Origin of the sequence: Gluconacetobacter brunescens, assembly GCF_048695475.1 — a bacterium.
In the GTDB taxonomy this organism is placed as follows: domain Bacteria; phylum Pseudomonadota; class Alphaproteobacteria; order Acetobacterales; family Acetobacteraceae; genus Gluconacetobacter.
The window spans coordinates 2,016,219-2,038,840 of sequence record NZ_JBLHEN010000001.1 but is presented as its reverse complement, the minus strand read 5'-3'; the positions used below and the strand labels follow the sequence as shown (position 1 = coordinate 2,038,840).

Sequence of the window (22,622 nt, the reverse complement as noted above, 5' to 3'; positions counted from 1 at the left end):
TACCCACCGCATCGCCGCCCATCCCGCCGTTCCGCCAGGCTCTCACCCATCATGCCATCCGCCATTCCCACCCCCGACCACACCCTCCGCACCCATCTCTCCGCCGCCGACCCCGATCTGGCGGCGCTGGTGGCGCGAACAGGGCCCTGCGGCCTGCGCGTGGAGGCCGACCGCGCCCCCTACGAAGCACTGATCAGCGCCATCGCCCACCAGCAGCTCCACGGCCGGGCGGCGCTGGCCATCCTCGGCCGGCTGGTCGCGCTGGCCGGCGGCGCCTTCCCCACGCCCGAGGCGCTGCTGGCCCTGCCGGAGGCCGACCTGCGCGCCTGCGGCCTGTCCGGCACCAAGATCCGCGCGATCCGGGGCGTCGCCCAGGCCCGGCTCGACGGCGTGGTTCCCTCGCGGCACGAGGCCGAGTCGATGACCGACGAAGACCTGATCGCCCGCCTCACCACCCTGCGCGGCGTCGGGCGCTGGACGGTGGAAATGCTGCTGATCTTCTCGCTGGGCCGCACCGACGTCATGCCGGTCGACGATTTCGGCGTGCGCGAGGGCTGGCGGGTGATCAAGCGGCTGGACACCCAGCCCCGCCCCGCCGAACTGGCCGCGCTCACCCGGGACTGGAGCCCCTACCGCTCCGCCGCCGCCTGGTATCTCTGGCGCGCCGCCGAGGCCGCGAAAGCGGCAGCCGGCCGATATGTGGGACCCTGATCGAAAACGCGCGCCGGATCGTCACCAGCGCGCATTTGCGGTCAGGGTCTCAGTAGCGGTTCGTGAAATCTTCCAGCAGTGCGGCAAAGCGGGTGGGATTTTCCACATGCAGCCAGTGGCCGGCATGCTCGATCAGTTCCAGATGGTAGTTGGGGAACAGCCGGCGCATCACCGCATAATGTTCCCGCCGGATATAGGGTGAATTCCCGCCGGCCAGGAACAGCGTGGGGCCAGGATAGGTGTAACCCTCCGGAATATAAGGCCAGCTCTCGATATTGGTCATCGAGTCCACGATCTCCTTCAGCCCGATCACCCACCCCGGATTCTCGCCCAGCCGGATGTTCTGCAGCATCAGCGCCCGCACGTCGGCATTCGGGATCTCGGGCAGCAGCAGGGCATCGGCCTCGGCCCGGTTCAGATAGTGCGGAAACCGCACCCGCAGCATCTGCTCGCCCAGCGAGAACTGCCCATGGCCGGTGCGGGCGGGCGGAATGTCGGCCACCACCAGGCTGTGCACCATCCCCGGCCGGGTCAGCGCCAGCGTCATCGCCACCTTGCCGCCCATCGAATGGCCCACCAGCGTCGCGGGCAACGCCGCGTGATGGGCCAGCGTGTCCAGCAGATCGCCGGCCATGGTGTTGTAGTCCATTGGCCCATGCGGGCTGTCGCCATGGTTGCGCAGGTCGATCGCCAGCGTCCGCCGGGTCCGCGCCAGCCGCCGCTGGAAAAAGCCCAGATTGCGGGCCCGGCCGAACAGGCCATGCAGCAGCACGATGGGCGGACGCGCGGAATGAGCGTCCGACCGGTCTTCAGGTCCGCGCTCGATGACGTTCAGCAGCACGATGGCATGGTCCTTTACCTTGATCCGCGCCGGAATCCGCAGCGGGCCGGATGATCAGGTCGATGTTATAACACTAACGCAGATCGAGCACGATCTTGCCCGCATGGCTGCCCGATTCCATCAGCTTATGGGCCTCCACCACCTCGGCAAGCGGGAAAGTGGCATGGATCAGCGGTGCGATGGTCCCATCGGAGAGCTTCGGCCACAGCGCCGCGCGCAGCCCCTCCGCCACGCGGGCCTTGTAGGCCCCGTCGCGCGGCCGCAGCGTGGTGCCGGCCACCGTCAGGTGCCGCGTCAGGATGCGCCCCACGCCCACTTCCTGCGCCTTGGCCCCGCCTTGCAGCGCGATGATCACCAGCCGCCCCCCCGGCGCCAGACAGCGCAGGTTGCGGTCCAGATAGGGGCCGCCGATCACGTCCAGCACCACATCCACGCCCCGCCGCCCGGTCAGTGCGTCGATCCGCGCGACGAAATCCTCCTCCCGGTAGTCGATCGCGGCCTCCGCACCCAGCTTCAGGCACAGCGCCGCCTTCTCGGCCGAGCCCACGGTCACATAGGGCACGGCCCCCAGCGCCCGCACGGTCTGGATCGCCGCCGTGCCGATGCCCCCGGCCCCCCCATGGATCAGCACCTTCTCCCCGGCCGCGACATGCGCGGTCATCACCAGGTTCGACCATACGGTAAAGAACGTCTCGGGCAGGGCGGCGGCGCGGATGGCATCGAACCCGTCCGGCCAGGGCAGGCACTGCCCCGCCGGCACCGCGCAATATTCGGCATAGCCCCCACCATTGGCCAGCGCGCAGACCGGCGTGCCGATCTCCGGCCAGTCCGGCGCGTCCGGCCCCCTGGCCACCACCTCGCCGGCAATTTCCAGTCCCAGCAGCGGGCTGGCCCCCGGCGGCGGCGGATACAGCCCCTTGCGCTGCATCAGGTCGGGCCGGTTCACCCCCGCCGCCCGCACCCGCACCAGCACCTCGCCCGGTCCGGGCACGGGCAGGGGCAGGTCGGCCAGGACCATCGACTCGGGCGCGCCGGGCTCGCGCACGATCACGGCACGCATGGTGGGGGGCAGGGCAGGGGACACGGGCATTTCTCCGCGATCGGGGGGCCGCAGGCGCGACGGGGCGGCATGGTAAGACCGAATTCCGGTTGATCCGACAGGCACATCACTTCAAATAGTCGCTACGGGCGCCCCGGTGCCGTACACCATCCGCCGGCCGCCGCGCGAAAGTGACCTGCCGTGCCGTCCTCCACTCTCGGCCTGCTGAACCATCTGCGCCGCCATCGCGGTGCATTCCTGCCCCCGGATGGGGCAGAAGGCGGCGTACGCGAAGACCGGGTATCCTACGTCCCGCGCCTGCTGCGCGCCCTGGTCCGCGCCGACGAACTATGGCTGGTGGTGCTCGCCGCCTGCGTCGGCTGCGGCGCTGGCGTCCTGGTCAGCGTCATGAACCACGCCACCCTGCTGGCCCACCGTCTCCTGTTCGCCGCCCCCGGCGAGGGCCGCATTTCCGGGCTGGCCGCCATCATCCCCCTCCGCGCGGTCCTGGTGCCCACATTGGGCGGCCTGGCCCTCGGCCTGCTCGGGATCTTCATCGCCCGTTGGGCCCCCGGCCGCCCCGTTGACCCCATCGAGGCCAACGCCCTGCATGGCGGCCGCATGTCGATGCGCGACAGCGCGATCGTCGCCCTCCAGACGGTCCTGTCCAACGCCGTCGGCGCATCGGTGGGGCTGGAGGCCGGCTTCAGCCAGATCGGTGCCGCCACCGGCTCGCGCCTCGGCCGCATGTTCCGCGTCCGGCGCGAGGATCTGCGCCTGCTGGTCGGCTGCGGCGCGGCCGGCGCCATCGGGGCGGCCTTCGACGCGCCGCTGGCCGGCGCGTTCTATGCGTTCGAGCTGGTCATCGGCACCTACTCGCTGGCCAACCTGGCCCCGGTCGCCGCCGCTTCGATCTGCGCCATCGGCGTCACCCGCCTGCTCCACAGCGCCGCCCCCGGCGTCACCGTGGTCCTGCCCGCCATCCTGCGGGTGGACGACTACCTGCCCATCGCCACCCTGGGCATCGTCGCCGCCCTGCTGGGTGTCGGGCTCATGTATTGCGTCACGCTGGCCGAGGCCCTGTTCCGCCGCTCCGGCCTGCCGGCCTGGATGCGCCCCGCTGTCGGTGGCCTGGTGGTCGGCCTGCTGGCGCTGGTCTCGCCCACCGTCATGTCCTCCGGCCACTGGGCAATGCGCATCGCGCTGGAGCACGACTACCCCACCGGCTGGCTGCTGGCCCTGCTGGCCATGAAGGCGCTGGCCTCCTCGGTCTCCATCGGTTCCGGCTTCCGGGGCGGCCTGTTCTTCGCCTCGCTCTATCTGGGCGTCCTCACCGGGGCGGCCTTCGGCGGCATCCTGGCGCTGATCTCCGCCACCCCCCTCTCGGCCGAACTCTGCGCCCTGGTCGGCATGAGCGCCATGGCCGTCGCGGTGGTCGGCGCCCCGATGACCATGGTCTTCCTCGCGCTGGAAATGACCGGCAGCCTGCCCCTGACCGCCGCCGTGCTGGTGGCCTCTGTCATCGCCAGCCTCACCGTCCGCCGCACCTTCGGCTATTCCTTCGCCACCTGGCGCTTCCACCTGCGCGGGGAATCGATCCGCTCGGCCGTCGATATCGGCTGGATCCGCACCCTGACGGTCGGCAGAATGATGCGTCAGGACGTCAAGACCCTGTGCCAGGATACGACGGTTCAGGCCGCCCGCTGCGTCTTCCCGCTGGGGTCGGCCCAACGCATCGTGCTGGTCGACCAGGCCGGCCGCTATGTCGGGCTGGTGCAGGTGCCGGATCTGTACGTGGACACCGCGCTCCCCGACGAAACCCTCTCCCGCTTCGCCCAGTATCGCGACCAGATGCTGGTGCCGCAGATGAACCTGCGCGACGCCATCGCCCGCTTCGAACAGGCCGAAAGCGACGCGCTGGTGGTGGTCGACAGCACGGAAGGCCGGCAGGTGCGTGGCATGCTCACCGAGCAGCACGCCCTGCGCCGGTATAGCGAGGAACTGGATCGCTCCCGGCGGGAACTGGCAGGCGAGAAGGGGCCGCGCGGTTAAGTCTTCTTTTTCTGAAGAAAAAGAAGCAAAAAGACTTTGACTCGGTCAGGTGCCGCGGAACGCGCAGGCATAAAACTCCTGAACGGATCAGAAGTTTTTTGGTTCTTTTTTTCAAAAAAGAACGCCGGACCCTCACGGATCCGGCGCCCATTCTCCAATCCCGTAAAGCAGGGATCAGACGGAGTAATACATCTCGAACTCGACCGGATGCGGCGTGTGTTCGAACTTGTACACTTCCTGCCACTTCAGCTCGATATAGCTCTCGATCTGGTCCTTGGTGAACACGCCACCGGCCAGCAGGAACTCGTGATCGGCGGCCAGCGCGCCCAGCGCTTCGCGCAGCGACCCGCAAACGGTCGGGATCTGCTTCAGCTCCTCGGGCGGCAGGTCGTACAGATCCTTGTCCATGGCATCGCCGGGGTGGATCTTGTTCTTGATGCCGTCCAGGCCGGCCATCAGCATGGCGGCGAAGGCCAGGTACGGGTTGGCGGTCGGGTCGGGGAACCGCACCTCGACGCGCTTCGCCTTGGGGCTGGTCGCGTACGGGATACGGCACGAAGCCGAACGGTTGGCGGCCGAATAGGCCAGCAGCACCGGCGCCTCGAAGCCCGGGATCAGGCGCTTGTAGGAGTTGGTGGAGGGGTTGGTGAAGGCGTTCAGCGCCTTGGCATGCTTGATGATGCCGCCGATGTAATACAGCGCCTGGTCCGACAGGTCGGCATAGCCGTTGCCGGCGAAGACGGGCTTGCCGGCCTTCCAGATCGACTGATGCACATGCATGCCCGAGCCGTTGTCGCCATAGATCGGCTTCGGCATGAAGGTCGCGGTCTTGCCGTAGGAATGCGCGACGTTGTGCACGCAGTATTTGTAGATCTGCATGAAGTCGGCGGATTCGACCAGCGTGCTGAACTTCGTGCCCAGCTCATGCTGCGACTGCGCGACCTCGTGGTGGTGCTTCTCGATCGGCAGGCCCATCTCGCCCATCGTGGTCAGCATCTCGGCGCGCAGGTCGCTCTCGCTGTCCACCGGCGGCACGGGGAAGTAGCCACCCTTCACGCCGGGCCGATGGCCCATGTTGCCTTCCGGATAATCCTTCAGCGACGCGCCGGGGCCTTCGATGCTGTCGAGCTGATAGATGCCGAAATTCGGGCCGGTGCCGAACTTGACGTTGTCGAAGATGAAGAATTCGGCTTCCGGGCCGAAGAAGGCGGTATCGCCCAGGCCGGTCGACTTCAGATAGGCTTCGGCCAGCTTGGCGGTCGAGCGCGGGTCGCGGTTATAGAACCGGCCGGTCGAGGGCTCGATGATGTCGCAGATCAGGATCAGCTGCGGCTTGGCCGAGAACGGGTCCATCACGGCGGTGGTGGGGTCCGGCAGCAGGACCATGTCGCTCTCGTTGATGGCCTTCCAGCCGCCGATCGACGAGCCGTCGAACATGAAGCCGTCGCGGAACGTGTCCTGTTCGATGGTCGACACATGCTGGCAGGTATGGTGCCACTTGCCGCGCGGATCGGTGAAGCGCAGGTCCACCAGCTCCACGGAATGTTCCTGGATCAGGCTGAAGACCTTGGCGACAGCCTCAGCGGAAGGGGACGGAAGGGTGGTCGGAGCTGAACTCTGGGCTTTCTTCGCCATCGATATACCTGCCTTGAACTGAAGGTGCCGCACGACACGGCGGTGGAACGGTTACGAAACTAGGGGCCCGTTGTCGATAGGATGACAGGTCCCGCCATCGTCCGCAGGCTTGCGCCGGACGGAGAAGGGATGGGGTGGCCGGGGGTCAGATGGCGTCATTGCCCCTTTCCCCGGTGCGGATGCGGATCACGTCCTCCACCGGCATGATGAAGATCTTGCCGTCGCCGATACGGCCGGTGCGCGCGGCGGCCACGATCGTCTCGACCGCGCGATCGACCATGTCGTCGGCGCAGACGATCTCCAGCTTCACCTTGGGCAGGAAATCCACGATGTATTCGGCGCCGCGATACAGCTCGGTATGGCCCTTCTGGCGGCCGAACCCCTTGGCCTCGGTCACCGTAATGCCCATCAGGCCGATTTCGTGCAGCGCGTCCTTCACTTCGTCCAGCTTGAACGGCTTGATGATGGCCTCGATCTTCTTCATGCCCGCGTCGCCACATCCTGGGGCGGTGCCGGGGGCCGGGACCGCGCTGTGCCTGGGCCGACCGGCCCGGCCGGCCGCCCCCGATACCGTGGCACGGGTCGCGCCCGCAGGCAATCGGAGCGGATTGCAAAATGCCGGGATTTTCCGCACATCTGCACGCGCGCGGCCGCAAGGGTGCCCCTCCGCCAGGAAAGAGCGATCATGAAACCGTTGAACAGCCTGCTGTCGGGCCTGCCGACGACCATCTTCACCGTGATGTCCGCCCTTGCCGTGCGCCACGATGCGATCAATCTCGGCCAGGGCTTCCCCGATACCGAAGGCCCGGCAGACCTGATCGAGGCCGCCGCCGCCGCCCTGCGCGACGGCCGCAACCAGTATCCGCCCCTGACCGGCGTGCCCGAACTGCGCGAGGCCGTGGCCCGCTCCAACGCCCGATTCTACGATCTCGCCATCGACCCGGCCAGCGAGGTCATCGTCACCTCGGGCGCCACCGAGGCCCTGGCCGCCTCGCTGATGGCGCTGCTCGATCCGGGCGACGAGGTCGTGGTGCTGGAACCGCTCTACGACACCTACGTGCCGATGATCCGCGCCCTGGGCGCGATCCCCCGCCCGGTCCGGCTCACCCCGCCTCACTGGTCATTGCCCCGCGCGGAACTGGAGGCCGCCTTCGGCCCCCGCACCAAGGCCATCCTGCTCAACTCGCCGATGAACCCAACGGGCAAGGTCTTCACGCGCGACGAACTGGCCGTGATCGCCGACCTGGTCGCCCGCCACGATGTCTACGCCATCTGCGACGAGGTTTACGAACACCTCACCTTCGGCGCCCGCCACATCCCGCTGATGACGCTGCCGGGCATGCGTGAGCGCTGCCTGCGCATCGGCAGCGCGGGCAAGAGCTTCTCGCTGACCGGCTGGAAGGTTGGCTACATCACCGCCCCGGCTACGATTGCGGGCTGCGTGGCCAAGGCGCACCAGCTCCTCACCTTCACCACGGCGCCCAACCTGCAACGCGCGGTGGCGATGGGGCTGGACAAGGACACTGATTATTTCGCCACCCTGGCGTCCGACATGCGGGCGAAGCGCGACCTGCTGTCCGACGGCCTGCGCGGCGTAGGCTTCGACGTGCTGCCCTGCGACGGCAGCTATTTCGTGGTGGCCGACATCCGCCCCACCGGTTTTGCGGGCGACGACGTGGCCTTCTGCCGCGCCATGACCGAACGCTGCCGCGTGACCGCAATCCCGGTCTCGGCCTTCTACAGCACGCAGGACGCACCGAGCCACCTGGTGCGATTCGCCTTCTGCAAGCGCGAAGAGGTCCTGACCGAGGCCGTCGCGCGCCTGCGCCACGGGCTGGCCGACCTGCTCGCCGTATAGTGGGTTCACACCGAAGGGGGGATTTTTTCCTCCCCTGATGTGTCGTGGGCGATTGACGGGCGGGAATCAGTTCTCTACATGACAGCCCGCTGTGGCGGACGTAGCTCAGCTGGTAGAGCGCCGGTTTGTGGTACCGGTGGTCGCGGGTTCGAGCCCCGTCGTTCGCCCCAGCGGTTCAGGTAAATCTGAAAAACCCTGCTGACGCATCAGCGTCACGGGTTCCTGCCCAGGCGGTCCCGTCAGGTCGCCGGTCGCGGCGTCCCGCAGACAGATCAGAAAAAACAATACCCGGCCCCGCCCGCCGCGTCACCACGCGCGCATGGCGCCCGCTTTCGCGCCATGCCGCGATTCGTTATGACAGGGCCGGATGCGGCGCCCGTCCGCCGATCGACAGCCCTCATGCCGGAAGGATATGGCATCCAGGTGCGACGCCGCCCAAAGCCTTCGTCACACGGCTTCGTTCCCCTGTGGATCATGGCCGCCGCCTGGGCGGGTACCGTCGGCACCCGGCAGGCGATAGCCCAGACCAGCAGCAACCTGGCGGTCGCGCCCCTGGCCGTATCCTCCCCAACCCCGGCGGATCATGCCGCCGAGGCCATCACCGTCACGGGCAAACGCATGGCGGGCACTGTCCTGGGCGACGACAAGCCGATCACCCGGATCGGCCCGGAGGAGGTTCGCGCCTATGGGGTGGATACGGTGTCCGACCTGCTCACCGCCATCTCGCCCGAAACGCGCTCGGGGCGCGGCACCGGCACCAATCCGCCGGTCGTCCTGCTCAACGGGCAGCGTATATCCGGCAATCAGGAACTCCAGGACCTGCCGTTCGAAGCCATCGCGCGCGTCGATATCTTCACCGAGGAAGAAGCCCTGCGCTACGGCTATCCGGCGGACCAGCGCGTGGTGAACATCGTGACCGTCCGCCGCTTTCATTCGGGGCGCCTCAATCTTGCGGCCGGCCAGTCCACCGATGGCGGCGCGCAGAATATTGCCCCCTCCCTCAGCTTCACGCATCTGAACGGCGACCGGCGCATCAATCTCAGCGCCCGCTACAGCGCGAACGCCTGGCTGCGGGACAGCGCGCGCGGCGTCGTGCCGCCACGGGCCAGCGGACTGTACGACAATACCGGCAATCTCGTCGCGGCGGATGGCGGCAGCCTCGATCCGGGGCTCGACGCCCTTGTCGGCAAACCGGTCACCGTCGCGGGCATCCCCACGCTGGCCGAGGGGGAGAGCCCCGCACTGGCCGACTTCCTGCCCTATGCCGACACACCCCGTTCCAGCACTGATTCGTCGGCCTATACGCTACAGCCCCGAAAGCATGTCGGCACGCTGAACGGCGTTCTGGCCGACCGCCTGTTCGATGACGTCTCCGCCTCGCTCAATCTCACCTACACCCACCAGGATCAGGAAAGCCTGCAAGGCCCGGCGCGCGGCATCCTCGACCTGCCTGCCGACAATCCGTTCTCGCCGTTCGAAACCGACACCCGCCTCTACAGGAACTTCACCGAGGTCTCGCCCCTGCATCAGCGCGCGCGTACCGATTCCGGCCATGCGGGGCTGAATTTCAACGGCCGGTTCGGCACATGGAAATGGAACGCCAATGCCAGCTACGATCATGGCGTGACCGTCACCCGCACCGAAACGGGCCTCGATCTCTCCACTGTGCAGGGCCTGCTCGACACGGGCGATGACGGCCTCGATCCCTATGCCCGCTTTCCAGGCCGGTATCTGGGGGCACGCACACGCAATAGCGGCCGGTCGGTCAGTTCCGCAGGCAAGGTCAGCGGCCTTCTGTCGGGCACGGTGGCCCCTCTTCCGGCGGGCGATCTCTTCATCAGCGTCGGCCTGGCAGGCAACCTCACGGCCCAGAACGCCACGTCGCGTATCGGCGGCACGACCGAACGCGGCGACATCCAGCGCGATGTCGGCAATCTCCACCTCAATGGCGATATCCCGGTATTCGGCAAGGATTTCTTTCCGGCTGCGGGAAAGCTCGGCGCCAACGTCAACGGCTCCGTCAGCCGCGTGTCGCATTTCGGCACGCTGGGCGCCATCGGCGGCGGCCTGACATGGTCGCCCCTCGACTGGGTGCAGTTTCCGCTCTCCTACACCACGCGGCGCGATGCCCCCACGGCCGCGCAACTTGTCTCGCCGACCATCCAGACGCCCAACGTCACGACCTACGATTACGTCCGGGGCGAGTCCGTCCAGGTCACGACGCTCACCGGCGGCAATCCCGATCTGGTGGCGACGCGGCGCCGGGAACTCAGCCTCGGCGCCATCGTCAATCCACCCTTCCTGAGCGACGCGCGCCTGCATGTAAACTATGTGCGCACCCGCACGGACAATGCCGTCCAGTCCCTGCCCACCGCGACCGCCGCCATCGAAAGCGCCTTCCCCGACCTGTATCGCCGCGATCAGGCCGGCATGCTGGATATCGTCGACCTGCGGCCGATCAACGTGTCGCGCGAGACGCGCAACGAATGGAACGCCACCTTCGTCTATTCGCGACCGTTTTCATCGAACGCGAAAGACAGGAAGGGCGGCAGGAAGAACGACGGCGGCCGGATCTATCTGATCGCGACCCAGGTCTGGCGCCTGAAGGACGAGATCCTGCTGCGGCCCGGCCTGCCCGCGATCGACCTTCTCAACGGCGGCACGGTCGGCGCCTCGGGCGGGCAGCCGCGCCATGAGGCCACGATCCAGGCGGGCCTCTACGATCAGGGCTTCGGCGTGCGCCTGGTCGGGAAATGGCAATCCGGCACATCGGCCATCGCCTCCAGCGCAGCGAACAGCCTTTTCTTCAGCGACCTCAAGACGCTCGATGCGACGGTCTTCGTCGATCTCGGGCGCACCTCCAGGGGCAGCCGCATGAAATGGGCGCACGATCTGCGCCTTTCGCTGGCAACCGTGAATCTCTTCGACACCCGCATCCGCGTCCGCAACGGCGCGGGCGCGACCCCGGCAGGGTATCAGCCCGCCTTCATGAACCCTCTGGGGCGCACGGTAACGCTGACATTGCGCAAGGCCCTGTAGACGGCTTCTCGCCGACAATCAGCGCCCGAACAACCGCCCCAGCCCGTCCTCCAGCCCGATCGGCACCACGCCCAGTTCCCGCTCCATCGGCCCGGTCTCGAACGCCTTGTCCTCCAGCAGCCGGCGGATTTCCGCTGTCCCCACGGGCGGCAGGCCCGGCAGCACGCGCGTGACCCAGGCGGCCGCCATCATCGCCACCACCGGCACCGGCACCACCGGGCGCGCCCGCAGGCCCGCAAGCCGCGCCACCATGGCGGCGAAATCCCGGTAGGAGAGGGCGGTCCCCCCCGCGATCACCAGCGCATGCGGCCCGTCCCACGCCCGGCCCAGCGCCGCCAGCATGCCGCGCGTCACGTCGTCCTGATGGATTGGCTGCACCAGCGCGTGCCCGCCACCGGGCAGGGGCGCCACCGGCAGCCGGCGCAGCAACGCCGCCAGCCGGCGGACATTGTTCTCGCCCTGCGCGCCATAGATCATGGTGGGGTGCAGGATCACCCCGTCGCGGCCCGAAGCCATCAGTGCCGCCTCGCCGGCCAGCACGCCATTGCCGTGCGCATCGGGCCAGCGGGTGAATTTGCGCGTGCTGCCCAGGCACACCAGCGCGGCATCCTCCGGCATCGCCGCCAGCAGGGCGGGCACATGCCGCGCATGGGCGGTGCTGGCCACCCGTGTCGCACCGGCCAGCGCCCGGCACAGCATGTCCGCCGGCCCGGTCAGGTCCGCGATCACGGGCTCGCCGGGCAGGCCGGTCGCCCGCCAGCGCGCGGCATCGCGCACCACCGGGACAAAGGGCGTGCCCTGGCCCAGCAGCGCCCGGCACAGGGCCACCCCCGACCGGCCGGAGGCACCGATGACATGCACGGGGCCGCCAGGGGCCGGGGAAAGCATCACGGGATGCTGATCGACAGGCCCAGCATGCCCGCCGTGGAGGGGGCGCCGGCCATCGACAGCGCCACGCCCAGCATCAGCACGCTGATCGGCCGGGGCGGCCGCAGCATCACGCGCAACCGCTGGTCGGGCTGGGCCAGGAAGTGGCCCAGCGCCTGCATCGACGGGTCGGGCGTCTCCGCCAGCGCGGTCTGGATCTGCTGGCGATAGGCATCGGGCGCCACCTGCCGCGCGCGGGCCAGCCCGTCCAGCACATGGTCGGTCAGCGAGTGGTCCTGCCAGTCGATGGTGGCGGAGACGATCCGCGCGGTCTCGGGCAGGTTGGCCAGGTCATCGACCGGGATCTGGTCCAGGTCGGCCAGCACGGTCATGTGCCCCATGTCTGGGGCGTCGATATCCAGCGGATGCAGGGTCATGGTCCCGCTCTGGCGCTGGAGGGTGCTGACGGCATGGATGCGCCCGGCAAAATGGTCGTAGCCGATCATCCGCAGCAGCGACTGGTCCTGCGGCGGGCTGGGCCAGGCGGTCAGGTCGGTGATGGTGGTCTCAAGCTCGTCCTGGCTGGTGCTGGCTTCCTGCTCGGCCTCCAGATGCCCCACGCGCAGCAGCGGGCTGGCGGTGTCGATGGTCAGGGCCGAGATGTCGAACCGGCGGCGGCCGACGGTATGGATCAGATGCCCCGATTGCAGCAGGCTGGCGAGCTGGCCGGCAAAATCCGGCCCGTCGATGCGCAGATGGCCGACGCCGATGCGGCGCGACGGCGCCAGGCGGATCTGCACGGCAAGCGTATCGATATCCAGGTGCGAGGTCCGCCCCAGCCCGTAATCGCGGACGGTGGCATTGGCGATCGTGAGGTCGGTCTGCCCGGCGGGCACCGCCACATGCAGGTCCGTCAACTGCGCCGAATCCAGCACCAGCGAGTCCAGGCGCGGCGGGGTGGGGGCGCGGAACAGGTCGGGGCCGGTATTGGGCAGCACCAGCCCCTTCAGCACCAGCGACGCCGCCGAGGCCGTGGCGCCCGGCTCCATGATCTGGACATGCCGCAGCGTCAGGGCGCCGATATGCTGGCCATCGACCACGTTACCGGTCACGCGGCCCACGATCGCCTCGGAAGCCGTCAGGGTCAGCCCGGGGTTACGATAGGTCACCGCCGTCAGCCGCGCGCCACGGGCGAGAATGCGCGGCGAGGCGGTGGCGTAGGTGAAGCTGGCGCCGGAGCCGATCGCCGCCCGCAGGTCGGCAATGGCGGATTCCATTCGGCTCTGGGCCAGGTGCCGCAGGCCCAGCCCTCCCACGATCACGATGATCAGCAGCAGAACAAGGGCGGAAGTCAGTTTTTTCACGTATGGGGCACCCGTCTATGGCCGGTATGACAGCTATAACATTCCCATGCGGATGGGCAATCTCCGGATGGCAGCCGGGATGTGGTATGGGGATACCGCACGGCTAGTTGCCCGAAAAATCGGCGCAAAACCCGTTTTTTTCTTGACGGGATGACCGCCTGCGCGGATAACGCGCCACCCGTTACCGCTCCCTATCATCAGACGGAACACAAACAGATGAAGACCACCCTCTCGCTGAAGCCCGCAGAGGTGACGCGAGACTGGATCCTGATCGACGCCGAAGGCCTCGTTCTGGGACGTCTCGCCGCCATCATCGCGCAGCGCCTGCGCGGCAAGCACAAGCCGCAGTTCACCCCGCACGTCGATTGCGGCGACAACATCGTCGTGATCAACGCCGAGAAGATCAGCCTGACCGGCAACAAGGTCGGCCAGAAGCTGTTCCACTACCACACCGGCTATCCGGGCGGCATCAAGCAGCGCACGATCACCCAGCGGCTCGAGGGCAAGAACCCCGGCCATGTGGTCAAGAAGGCGGTCGAGCGCATGATCACGCGCGGGCCGCTGCAGCGCGCGCAGATGAAGCACTTGTATGTCTATGCAGGCACCGAGCATCCGCATGCCGGCCAGCAGCCCACGACGCTCGACGTCGCGGCGCTGAACCGCAAGAACACCATCAACACCCAGAAGATCGGGGCCTGATAGAATGTCTGAAACCCAAGAGCGTACAGGCACGCTGGCCGACCTGAAGGGTGCCGTCGCAACCGGCCAGGTCGTCTCCACGCAGGATGCCCCGGTCTACGAAGCCAAGCGCGACGCGCAGGGCCGTTCCTATGCCACCGGCCGCCGCAAGGACGCGGTTGCCCGCGTCTGGATCAAGCCGGGCAAGGGCGACATCACGGTCAACGGCCGTCCGGTCGGCACCTACTTCGCCCGTCCGGTGCTGCGGATGCTGATCACCCAGCCGTTCCTGGTGGCCGACCGCTACAACCAGTTCGACGTCTACTGCACGGTCACGGGCGGCGGTCTGTCCGGCCAGGCCGGCGCGGTCCGTCACGGCATCAGCCGCGCGCTGACGCATTACGAGCCCACGCTGCGTGGCATCCTCAAGGCCGCCGGCTTCCTGACCCGCGACTCGCGCGTTGTCGAGCGTAAGAAGTACGGCCGCGCCAAGGCCCGCCGTTCCTTCCAGTTCAGCAAGCGCTGATCGCCCGACCGGCCGGCGGCGCAACCCGCGCCCCGGCCGGCGGACATCAAACGGGGGATATCCGGCCCATGCGGCCGGGTATCCCCCGTTTTTTTTGGCGCTCATACCAGCATCCGCGCACCATCCTGCCCCTCGCATCCCCGCTCCGCGCTGCTTTCGCTGGACGCCGCCCCCCACGCGGCCATGATGACCCCTCAACGCCCCGTCGCATGACCCGATCCGCGAGACCATCAATGCACCGCCATGCCGGCCACAGTCCGGAGCCGACGTAATGCGGCGCCTCCCGCGCGTCTTCCGGTCGCTGCGCAACGTCAATTACCGGATCTGGGCTGTCGGCGCCTTCGTCTCCAATGTCGGCACCTGGGTCCAGCGCACCGCCCAGGACTGGCTGGTGCTGACCGAACTGACGCACCACGACGCCTCCGCCGTCGGGCTGGTCATGGCCCTGCAATTCGGGCCGCAGATGCTCCTGCTGCCCTGGACGGGCTACGCCGCCGATCATTTCAACCAGCGCCGCCTGCTCATGATCACCCAGGCGGCAATGGGCCTCCTCGCCCTGGCCCTGGGCGCGCTGACGGTCACCGGAATCGTCCAGCTCTGGCATGTCTACGTCTTCGCCTTCCTGTTCGGCTGCGCCGCCGCCTTCGACGCCCCGGTCCGCCAGACCTTCGTGGCCGAACTGGTGGGCGAGCGCGATCTGCACAACGCGGTGGCGCTCAACTCCACCTCGTTCAACGCCGCCCGCCTGATCGGCCCCGCCGTCTCGGGGCTGGTGATCGCCGCCACCGGCACCGGCTGGTCCTTCCTGATCAACGGGGCCTCCTTCGTGGGCGTGCTGGTCTCGCTCGCCACGCTGCGCGTCGCCGCCCTGCGCCCAAATGCCCGCGCCCACCGCCGGAAGGGCAGCTTCATCGAAGGGTTCAGCTATGCCTGGGGCCGGCTGGATCTCCGGGCGATCCTGATCATGCTGTTCCTGATCGGCACATTCGGCCTCAATTTCCCCATCTTCATCTCCACCATGGCCGTCACCGTCTTTCACGCGGGGGCACGGGGCTACGGCATCCTGTCCTCCATCATGGCGCTGGGCTCGATGGCCGGCGCCTTTCTCGGCGCCGCCCGCAAGGCGCCGCGTTTCGAATCGCTGCTGACGGGCACGGGCGTGTTCGGCCTCGGCTGCGCGCTGGCCGCCATCGCGCCGGGCTACTGGCTCTTCGCCGCCGCCCTCGTCGTCATCGGCGTGGCGGCCCTCACCGTCACCAACACGACCAACAGCCTGGTGCAGCTTTCCACCCCGCCGGAAATGCGCGGCCGGGTCATGGCCCTGCGCGTCGGCGTGGTCCTCGGCGGCACCCCGATCGGCGCCCCGATCGTCGGCTGGGTCGCCAACAGCTTCGGCCCCCGCTGGGCGCTCGGCGTCGCCGCGGCTGCCGGACTGGCCTCCGCGCTCGTCGCCTTGCTGGCCCTGTCGCGGAGGGAAGCAGGCGGCCCCGCCTGAACCCGTGCATGGGAGACGCAGGCTCCGTCGATTGCCGAACATCCCCGGATCATCTTGGCAGGGTGGTAACAACGAGCGATAGTCGCCGCCACCGCAAATTCCAACGAGGTAGGCGGTTTCTCTCTCGCCGGGTCGTGTTCGCGAACATAGGGATGGGAATCGTGGTGTCATGAAACGCACGGCTGATTTTCCGCACCATCCGCCTCCCGTCGTGGGCTTCGCGGACTGCTATGTCGGCGGGTTCGTGGATGGGTTCCATACGCATGACCGGGGGCAGCTATCCGTGTTTCTGGCCGGCACTGTGACGGTCAGCACCCATAACAGCAGCTTCACCCTCCGCCCCGGCCAGGGCCTGTGGCTTCCCGCCAACATGCTCCATCAGGCGACATGTCGCACCGATCTGGTGTTCCAGGTCGTCTATGTCGATCCCTATCTGACCGGCGCCGATCTTCCGCCCAGGATGTTCGATGTCTCCTCCCTCATGCGCGGGCTGGTGGACGAGATCATTGCCATGAAATACGATTTCACCATGGACGACCGCATGTCGGCCATCGCCCGGCTCCTGGTCGATGAAATCGGACGTGCCCCCAGGATTGCCGAACGCCTGCTTTTTCCACAGGACCACAGGTTGCGTCGCGTGTGCGAGGCCATTACCGCCCGGCCAGGAGACTGCCGCGACATCGACCATTGGGCGCGGGAGGCCGGTATGGCGCGGCGCACCTTCACCCGCCTGTTTCAACTGGAAATGGGGATGGGGTTCGCGGCCTGGCGTCGCAGGGTGCGGGTGATCGAAGCCGCCTCCCGTATCGCGGCGGGCCAGTCCATCGCGGAAGTCGCGTTCGATCTCGGCTATGAGAATGCTGGCAGTTTCAGCACGATGTTCCATCGAACCTTCGGCGTCGCGCCCAGCACGCTGCGATCCGGCGCGGGGCCGACACCGCGTCCATAAAAGAACGTGTGCCCCGCCGCACCGCCCGTGCGGCCTTTCCCTCCCTCCGCAATAAAATCGCCCCCCTGACGGCGGCCCGATCATGGGGCCTTCCCCGCAAAACGGGATGTCGGCGATCAGGCGGAATGTGCTGGCGTTCGGGCCAAGCGGAGGTTCGTCGCTTGATGCGGCTTCCAAATGTGGCTAAGCGCGCAACTAAGTCTCATTCTTAATATGAATATCGATCACCTTCTTCCTGTGGGAGAAGCGGGTCACGAAACGAGTCGGGCATGCAGCGCAGCAGGATTGTCTACACGGTTCTTTTTTCCCTTGTCCTGACCGACGTGGCCTTCGCCGCCGATCAGGAGAAAAAGACCGACAAGCTTCAGGAGGCCGGAACGACCACGTCCGGCCAGACCGCCACCAGTCAGTCCAAGGCACATGCCCTGAAGGCAGAGCAGATCGAGGTACGGGGTCACACGGCCTCGACCGTCGCGTCTTCCGCGACAAAGACCAATACGCCGCTTGTCGAGACGGCCCAGTCGGTCACCGTCATCACGCGCGACGAAATGGATGCACGCGGCGTGCTGACCCTCAATCAGGCCGTGCGCTACGCCGCCGGCATCACCGCCGATACGCGCGGCGGCGAGGGAACACGCTATGATCTCTTCGACCTGCGCGGCTTCACGGTGCCGACCTTCCTCGACGGGCTGAAATTTCAGGATAGCCCGACAGGTTTCGCGGTTGCCCAGACCGATACCTTCCGCCTGGATCGCGTCGAACTTCTCAAGGGACCGGCCTCCGCGCTTTACGGCCAGTCCAGCCCGGGCGGCCTTACCGCACTGTCCAGCAAACTGCCGACCGACAAGAGATCCTATGGCAGCGTGAACACGACCGGCGGCATGTTCGATCTCTATCGCGTCGATGCCGATGTCGGCGGATTCGCGACTGACGACGGCCTCGTCCGCTATCGGATATACGGAACGGTGAACGGGCAGCACACCCAGCTCAGCAAGACGGGAAGCCGACGCTTCAGCATAAGCCCCTCCTTCACGTTCGGAGGAGACGGGCCGACCACCCTCACCCTGCTGGGCAATTATCAGTACGACCCGGAGAGCGGCTCCTATGGAGGTGTCCCGCTGATCGGCTCCCTCAAGCGGGCATCATACGGCTACCTGCCGCGAAATTTCTATGATGGCGACGTGCCTTCGGAAAAATTCAACCGCAGGCAGGGTTCGATCACCTATATCTTCAACCATCGCTTCAATAACGACTGGAGTTTCAGCACGCGCGGACGGTACGACGATATCATGACCGAATATCGCAGCGTCTATGACAACGGCTATTACGACAGCGACGATGGCACCACCGGTGAAATGCTGTCCCGCTCCGCATACGGAACGCAGGAGCATACCTACAATCTGGCATTCGACAGCCAGTTCAAGGGGCATGTCCGCACCGGGCCGCTGCGCCATACGCTGATGTTCGGGTTCGACTACATGCAGCAGAGAGCGAACGACAAGGAAGCCTACGGCGATGCGCCCGATCTGGATGTCCTGCATCCCGATTATCACATGGTCATCCCCGCCCTGACGCCTCACCTGAACTACGTCACGGATTCCCACCAGATCGGCACCTACGGCCAGGACGAGATCCGCTGGAACCGTCTGATTCTAACGGGCAGCCTCCGTAACGACTGGTACCGGTCTCATCAGGTCGAGTCTCTTTCCCCATCCGATACAAGGCAGAATGCAAGCCAGATCACATGGCGCGCGTCCGGCCTCTATCATTTCGATTTCGGCCTTGCTCCCTATATCAGCTACTCAACCTCCTTTCAGCCGCAGGCAGGCACCGTCTCCAACGACGGCGGCGCCACGTTGCGCCAGGCGAATCCGTCCATCGGAAAGCAGCTCGAAGGGGGCCTGAAATATCAGCTTCCGGGCACGTCCCTTCTGCTCACCGCGACGGGCTTCCATATCGAGCAGAGCAACGTCCTCGTGTCCGTCGCCAATACGGGCTACAGCGTGCAGAGCGGGCTGGTCCATTCGGACGGGTTCGAGTTCGAGGCTCACGCCGAACCGTTCCGCAACTTCATGCTCACGGCAGCCGTCAGCGTCCAGAAGGTCCATGACGATTCCACCGGCAAGCCGCTGATCCAGTCGGGCAAGGGCAATGCCTCACTGTTCGCCTTCTACACGATGCCGTCGGGCCCGGTGAAAGGCCTCGGTTTCGGCGGCGGCATGCGCTATTCGGCAAAAACCTATGGCGGAGAAGCGACGTACGGCAGCGTGTGGCTTCCGCAATATGCCCTGTTCGACGCGTCCGTCAGTTACGATCTGTCGAACCTATCCCGCTCGTTCCGTGGATGGAAGGCATCGGCCAGCGTCCGCAACATCTTCGACAGGCATTATATCGCCAACTGCTTTGCCTACGGCTATGACGGCCAGTACTGCTATTATGGAGAGCGCCGCAACGCCCAGGCCAGCATAGGATATAGCTGGTAGATATCCCTTCCGGGAGGGATGCCGCGCCATGACGCCATTGTCGCGAAAGCGGCTCCCGGCGTCATGAAGCCCGGGCATCTTTATCCAGAGACCGGGTCCGCCCCGCCCGATATGGAAAACATATCCGGCTTTCGCGGCAGCTTTTCCCGTTCCAGCAGAGTGCCCATACGGAACATTCCCCAACGATACCCACGAAACCGTGCCGTCATGACGCATAACGCGATGGCACGGTATGGCAACGGTCAGCGCCTTGGCGCCACAGGCATTCGCAACCGCTTGTCTTGCTGCTCTGTTTCGGCCGCCCGCTGAACAGCCACATCGAAAATACGATCCGCGCGGCGGCAGGCCGCGACAAGGCCCCGCACCCGCCGTGGCCTTCGAGACGTTGCGAATACGTTCATTCCTCGCTTGACAGCTTATTCATGGATGTCCGATCGCGGACACTCTGTCCGATTTCGAACGGCTCCGTGCCGACGAACTAAAATACCATTCATTTTCAATCGGATGCACTTCGTTATGTTGGTGATACGCTATATCCTCAGAGGAGAAGCAGCGTATGGATCGCCCGATCTCGAGTGGTTTCCCGGCAACTGACACGCCCCGTGTCCTTCCGGATGCACACGCCGAACCGACGCGGGCTCCGGGAATGACGGGGGCAACATGAATATCGCATTGATCTTCAAGGCGTTCCTGCGCCAGATGCGCGGGCATCGGCTCTATACCGCGATCAACGTCGCCGGTCTGGCGCTCGGCCTGGCAACCTGCATCACGCTGGGGCTGATCGTGCGCTACGAGTTCACCTATGACCGATGGCTACCCGGCGCGGACACGCTCTATCGCGTGGATGAGGTCGAGGTCATCGGCGGCAGCCCCGCCGAACGCGCGCTGGCCCCCTTCGTCCTTTTCGATCCCCTGAAGGCGGCTTTTCCCGAGATCGCGCATATGACGCGCGTCCGCCTCGACGCCGTAACCGTGATCACTGCGTCGGACGTCCTCTCCGTGGATGCAACCTATGTCGATCCGGACTTTCTCCAGACCCTGCCTTATCCGCTCATATATGGTGATGCCCGGACGGCCCTGTCCCGACCGGGCCAGGTTGTCCTCTCCGAGGAAAAGGCGCGCGCCTATTTCCATACCACCGACGCCGTGGGGCGGACGCTGACGGTCGATCATGCGGGACGCAAGACCGACCTGCTCGTCACCGGCATCCTGCGCGCGCTTCCCGCCAACACCACCCTCCAGCCCGGGATGCTGATCCCGCTGGATTCCGCCATGCTCGGTTCGGCCGTCTTCACCCAGTGGGGGATGACGGGTGGATATCTCTTCCTGCGTGGCCACGACCCGGCCGAGGCGCGGCGTCTTCAGGCCGCTATGCCCGGATTCCTTGCGGCCCACGTGCCGGGCGAGATCAGGAAAAGCGGCATGATGCGGGACCTGCGCCTGCGCTCACTGCCCTCCCTGCATTTCCTCGACGGCAAAATCGGCGAGAGCACCGCAAGCCGGCACGCGGTTCTCGCCCTGGGGCTGATCGGCCTGCTGGCGCTGCTCTCCGCCGTCATCAACACCGTCAATCTCTCGACGGCGCGTGGCCTGCTGAGGGCCCGTGAAGTCGCCATGCGCAAGACCCTCGGCGCATCGCGACGCGACCTCGTGGCGCAGTTCCTGGGCGAGACGCTTCTTCTCGCCGCCTGCGCCGCCATTCCGGCCCTGGCACTCGTCGAACTGGCGCTTCCGGCGGTCAACGCGCTCGGCGGCTGGGGGGCTGCGATCTCCTATCCGCTGGTCCTGCCTGGCCTCGCGGTGCTGACCCTGCTGGTCGGGCTGCTGGCGGGCGCGTATCCGGCGCTCTGGCTCTCGGCGTACCAGCCAGCGGCGGTCCTGGCGGCGTCGCGCCTGCCGGGCATGGGGCGACGGGGCGCGTTCGTGCGTCTTGCGCTGGTCGTCGTGCAGTTCAGTTTCGCGATCGGCCTCAGCGTTTCGACCGTCGTGGTCCTGCGCCAGTCCGCTTTCGTGCGCGATCTCGACCGGGGATTCGAACGAAACGGCCTGCTTTTTACCCCCGTGATCGATCATGTCGGAACGCCCTCGGCGCGCGAGGCATTGATGGATGCCTTCCGGACCGTGCCGGGCGTGACGGCGGTGTCCGATTTCTATGCCATGCCCGGCAATTCCGGATTCCTGACCCATGACAATTTCGCACGGGTCAAGGCGCCGGACCATCATGGCTACATGCAATGGCAGGATGTCGGACGCGACTATTTCCGTCTCTTCGGTCTCCACCTGCTTGCGGGGCGTCTGTTCGACGATGCGCATGGCGAGGACGACCGACAGCATGAAAGCGCCGAACATTCGGCGCTCATCGACGCAAGCAGCGCCCGCGCCCTGGGTTTCGCGACACCGCAGGACGCGCTCGGACAGGTCCTTCGGAAGGACCATGGCAATCACGCGCTCTGGCGCGTCATCGGTGTCGTCAACGACGTGCGGCTGGGCTCGGCGCGCGATGCCGTGCAGCCGTCGGTCTATTTCTACACCTCCGAGCCCGTCAGCTTCATGAGCGCGGGCATCCGCTTCGCAGGACGTGCGGAGCGCGACGTGGAAGCCGACCTGCGGACGATCTGGCGCCGCACGGCCCCCGATGTCGCGTTCAGGCCGCTGCGCGCGACGGACCTCCTGTCGAACGATTATCGCGACGACGAAAAACGCGGCCGGCTTCTTGCGGCCGGCGCGGGGGTCGCGATCTTCATCGCGCTCATGGGGCTATACGCCCTGTCATCCTTCACCGTCGCGCGGCGGATGTTCGAGGTCGGCATCCGCAAGACGCTGGGCGCCACGATGGGCCATGTTCTGGGCCTCCTGATCGGACAGTTCCTCCGCCCCGTGCTCGGCGCGGGCCTGATCGGCTGCGCGCTGGCCTGGATGGCGATGCGAAGCTGGCTGGCCGGGTTCGACGCCCGCATCGCGCTGTCTCCCGCCTATTTCGCCGGTGTCGTGATCATGGCGGTGCTCGTGGCCGCGCTCACCGTCCTGTCCCAGACCCTGCGTGTCGCCCGCGCCGAACCGGCCCGCGCCCTCCGAGCGGAGTAAG

The 22,622-nt window shown here is 66.7% G+C and carries 16 protein-coding genes, 1 tRNA gene and 1 pseudogene; 11 read left to right on the top strand and 7 right to left on the bottom strand.

What is annotated here, in order from left to right; genetic code table 11:
* Positions 1–51: 51 nt before the first annotated feature.
* Positions 52–711: a DNA-3-methyladenine glycosylase family protein gene (locus tag ACMAUO_RS09000; protein ID WP_420356576.1), complete on the top strand. Its 660-nt coding sequence runs from the start codon at positions 52–54 to the stop codon at positions 709–711.
* 49 nt (positions 712–760) lie between these two features.
* Here the strand turns inward: ACMAUO_RS09000 and ACMAUO_RS08995 are convergent, their stop codons facing one another.
* Together ACMAUO_RS08995 and ACMAUO_RS08990 are read right to left on the bottom strand one after the other, a co-directional pair.
* A complete protein-coding gene (locus ACMAUO_RS08995) occupies positions 761–1,552 on the bottom strand; it encodes an alpha/beta fold hydrolase (RefSeq protein ID WP_420356575.1) in 792 nt (263 codons plus the stop codon).
* 73 nt (positions 1,553–1,625) lie between these two features.
* Positions 1,626–2,612 carry an NAD(P)H-quinone oxidoreductase gene (locus tag ACMAUO_RS08990; protein WP_420357241.1) on the bottom strand — a complete coding sequence of 329 codons (987 nt, stop codon included), beginning with the start codon at positions 2,610–2,612 and terminating at the stop codon, positions 1,626–1,628.
* Positions 2,613–2,792: 180 nt separating this feature from the next.
* On the opposite strand from ACMAUO_RS08990, the gene ACMAUO_RS08985 reads away from it, so the two are divergent.
* Positions 2,793–4,643 (top strand): chloride channel protein, encoded by a 1,851-nt coding sequence (locus tag ACMAUO_RS08985; protein WP_420356574.1) that lies wholly within the window; start codon positions 2,793–2,795, stop codon positions 4,641–4,643.
* A gap of 174 nt (positions 4,644–4,817) precedes the next feature.
* Here the strand turns inward: ACMAUO_RS08985 and glnA are convergent, their stop codons facing one another.
* Together glnA and ACMAUO_RS08975 are read right to left on the bottom strand one after the other, a co-directional pair.
* Entirely contained in the window at positions 4,818–6,278 is a 1,461-nt protein-coding gene (gene glnA, locus ACMAUO_RS08980; RefSeq protein ID WP_420356573.1) for a type I glutamate--ammonia ligase, read from the bottom strand.
* Positions 6,279–6,423: 145 nt separating this feature from the next.
* Entirely contained in the window at positions 6,424–6,762 is a 339-nt protein-coding gene (locus ACMAUO_RS08975; RefSeq protein WP_420356572.1) for a P-II family nitrogen regulator, read from the bottom strand.
* A gap of 201 nt (positions 6,763–6,963) precedes the next feature.
* On the opposite strand from ACMAUO_RS08975, the gene ACMAUO_RS08970 reads away from it, so the two are divergent.
* The 3 genes from ACMAUO_RS08970 to ACMAUO_RS08960 all read left to right on the top strand — a co-directional run bounded on the left by ACMAUO_RS08970 (position 6,964) and on the right by ACMAUO_RS08960 (position 11,175).
* Complete coding sequence (locus ACMAUO_RS08970; RefSeq protein ID WP_420356571.1) at positions 6,964–8,136, top strand: aminotransferase; 1,173 nt, start codon at positions 6,964–6,966, stop codon at positions 8,134–8,136.
* Positions 8,137–8,230: 94 nt separating this feature from the next.
* Positions 8,231–8,306: transfer RNA gene (locus ACMAUO_RS08965), tRNA-His, on the top strand.
* 253 nt (positions 8,307–8,559) lie between these two features.
* On the top strand, positions 8,560–11,175 hold the full coding sequence (locus ACMAUO_RS08960; RefSeq protein WP_420356570.1) for a hypothetical protein: 2,616 nt from the start codon (positions 8,560–8,562) through the stop codon (positions 11,173–11,175).
* Between the two features lie 18 nt (positions 11,176–11,193).
* Here the strand turns inward: ACMAUO_RS08960 and ACMAUO_RS08955 are convergent, their stop codons facing one another.
* The gene (locus ACMAUO_RS08955) at positions 11,194–12,063 is read right to left on the bottom strand and encodes an SDR family oxidoreductase (RefSeq protein ID WP_420356569.1); all 870 of its coding nucleotides are present in this window, start codon (positions 12,061–12,063) and stop codon (positions 11,194–11,196) included.
* Positions 12,063–13,406: an aq_1923 C-terminal domain gene (locus ACMAUO_RS08950; RefSeq protein WP_420356568.1), complete on the bottom strand. Its 1,344-nt coding sequence runs from the start codon at positions 13,404–13,406 to the stop codon at positions 12,063–12,065. Before ACMAUO_RS08950 ends, ACMAUO_RS08955 begins: the two co-directional genes overlap by 1 nt.
* 216 nt (positions 13,407–13,622) lie before the next feature.
* Between ACMAUO_RS08950 and rplM the strand changes: the two genes are divergently transcribed.
* The 5 genes from rplM to ACMAUO_RS08925 all read left to right on the top strand — a co-directional run bounded on the left by rplM (position 13,623) and on the right by ACMAUO_RS08925 (position 19,537).
* The gene (gene rplM / locus ACMAUO_RS08945; protein WP_182949949.1) at positions 13,623–14,105 is read left to right on the top strand and encodes a 50S ribosomal protein L13; all 483 of its coding nucleotides are present in this window, start codon (positions 13,623–13,625) and stop codon (positions 14,103–14,105) included.
* 4 nt (positions 14,106–14,109) lie between these two features.
* A complete protein-coding gene (gene rpsI, locus ACMAUO_RS08940; protein WP_182949950.1) occupies positions 14,110–14,610 on the top strand; it encodes a 30S ribosomal protein S9 in 501 nt (166 codons plus the stop codon).
* A 271-nt stretch (positions 14,611–14,881) separates the two neighbouring features.
* The gene (locus ACMAUO_RS08935) at positions 14,882–16,105 is read left to right on the top strand and encodes an MFS transporter (RefSeq protein WP_420356567.1); all 1,224 of its coding nucleotides are present in this window, start codon (positions 14,882–14,884) and stop codon (positions 16,103–16,105) included.
* Between the two features lie 169 nt (positions 16,106–16,274).
* The gene (locus tag ACMAUO_RS08930; RefSeq protein WP_420356566.1) at positions 16,275–17,054 is read left to right on the top strand and encodes an AraC family transcriptional regulator; all 780 of its coding nucleotides are present in this window, start codon (positions 16,275–16,277) and stop codon (positions 17,052–17,054) included.
* 269 nt (positions 17,055–17,323) lie between these two features.
* Entirely contained in the window at positions 17,324–19,537 is a 2,214-nt protein-coding gene (locus ACMAUO_RS08925; protein WP_420356565.1) for a TonB-dependent siderophore receptor, read from the top strand.
* A 240-nt stretch (positions 19,538–19,777) separates the two neighbouring features.
* Here the strand turns inward: ACMAUO_RS08925 and ACMAUO_RS20920 are convergent.
* A pseudogene (locus ACMAUO_RS20920) lies at positions 19,778–19,882 on the bottom strand (hypothetical protein); the annotation flags it as partial.
* Positions 19,883–20,197: 315 nt separating this feature from the next.
* On the opposite strand from ACMAUO_RS20920, the gene ACMAUO_RS08920 reads away from it, so the two are divergent.
* Positions 20,198–22,621: an ABC transporter permease gene (locus ACMAUO_RS08920; RefSeq protein WP_420356564.1), complete on the top strand. Its 2,424-nt coding sequence runs from the start codon at positions 20,198–20,200 to the stop codon at positions 22,619–22,621.
* Position 22,622: the final 1 nt, after the last annotated feature.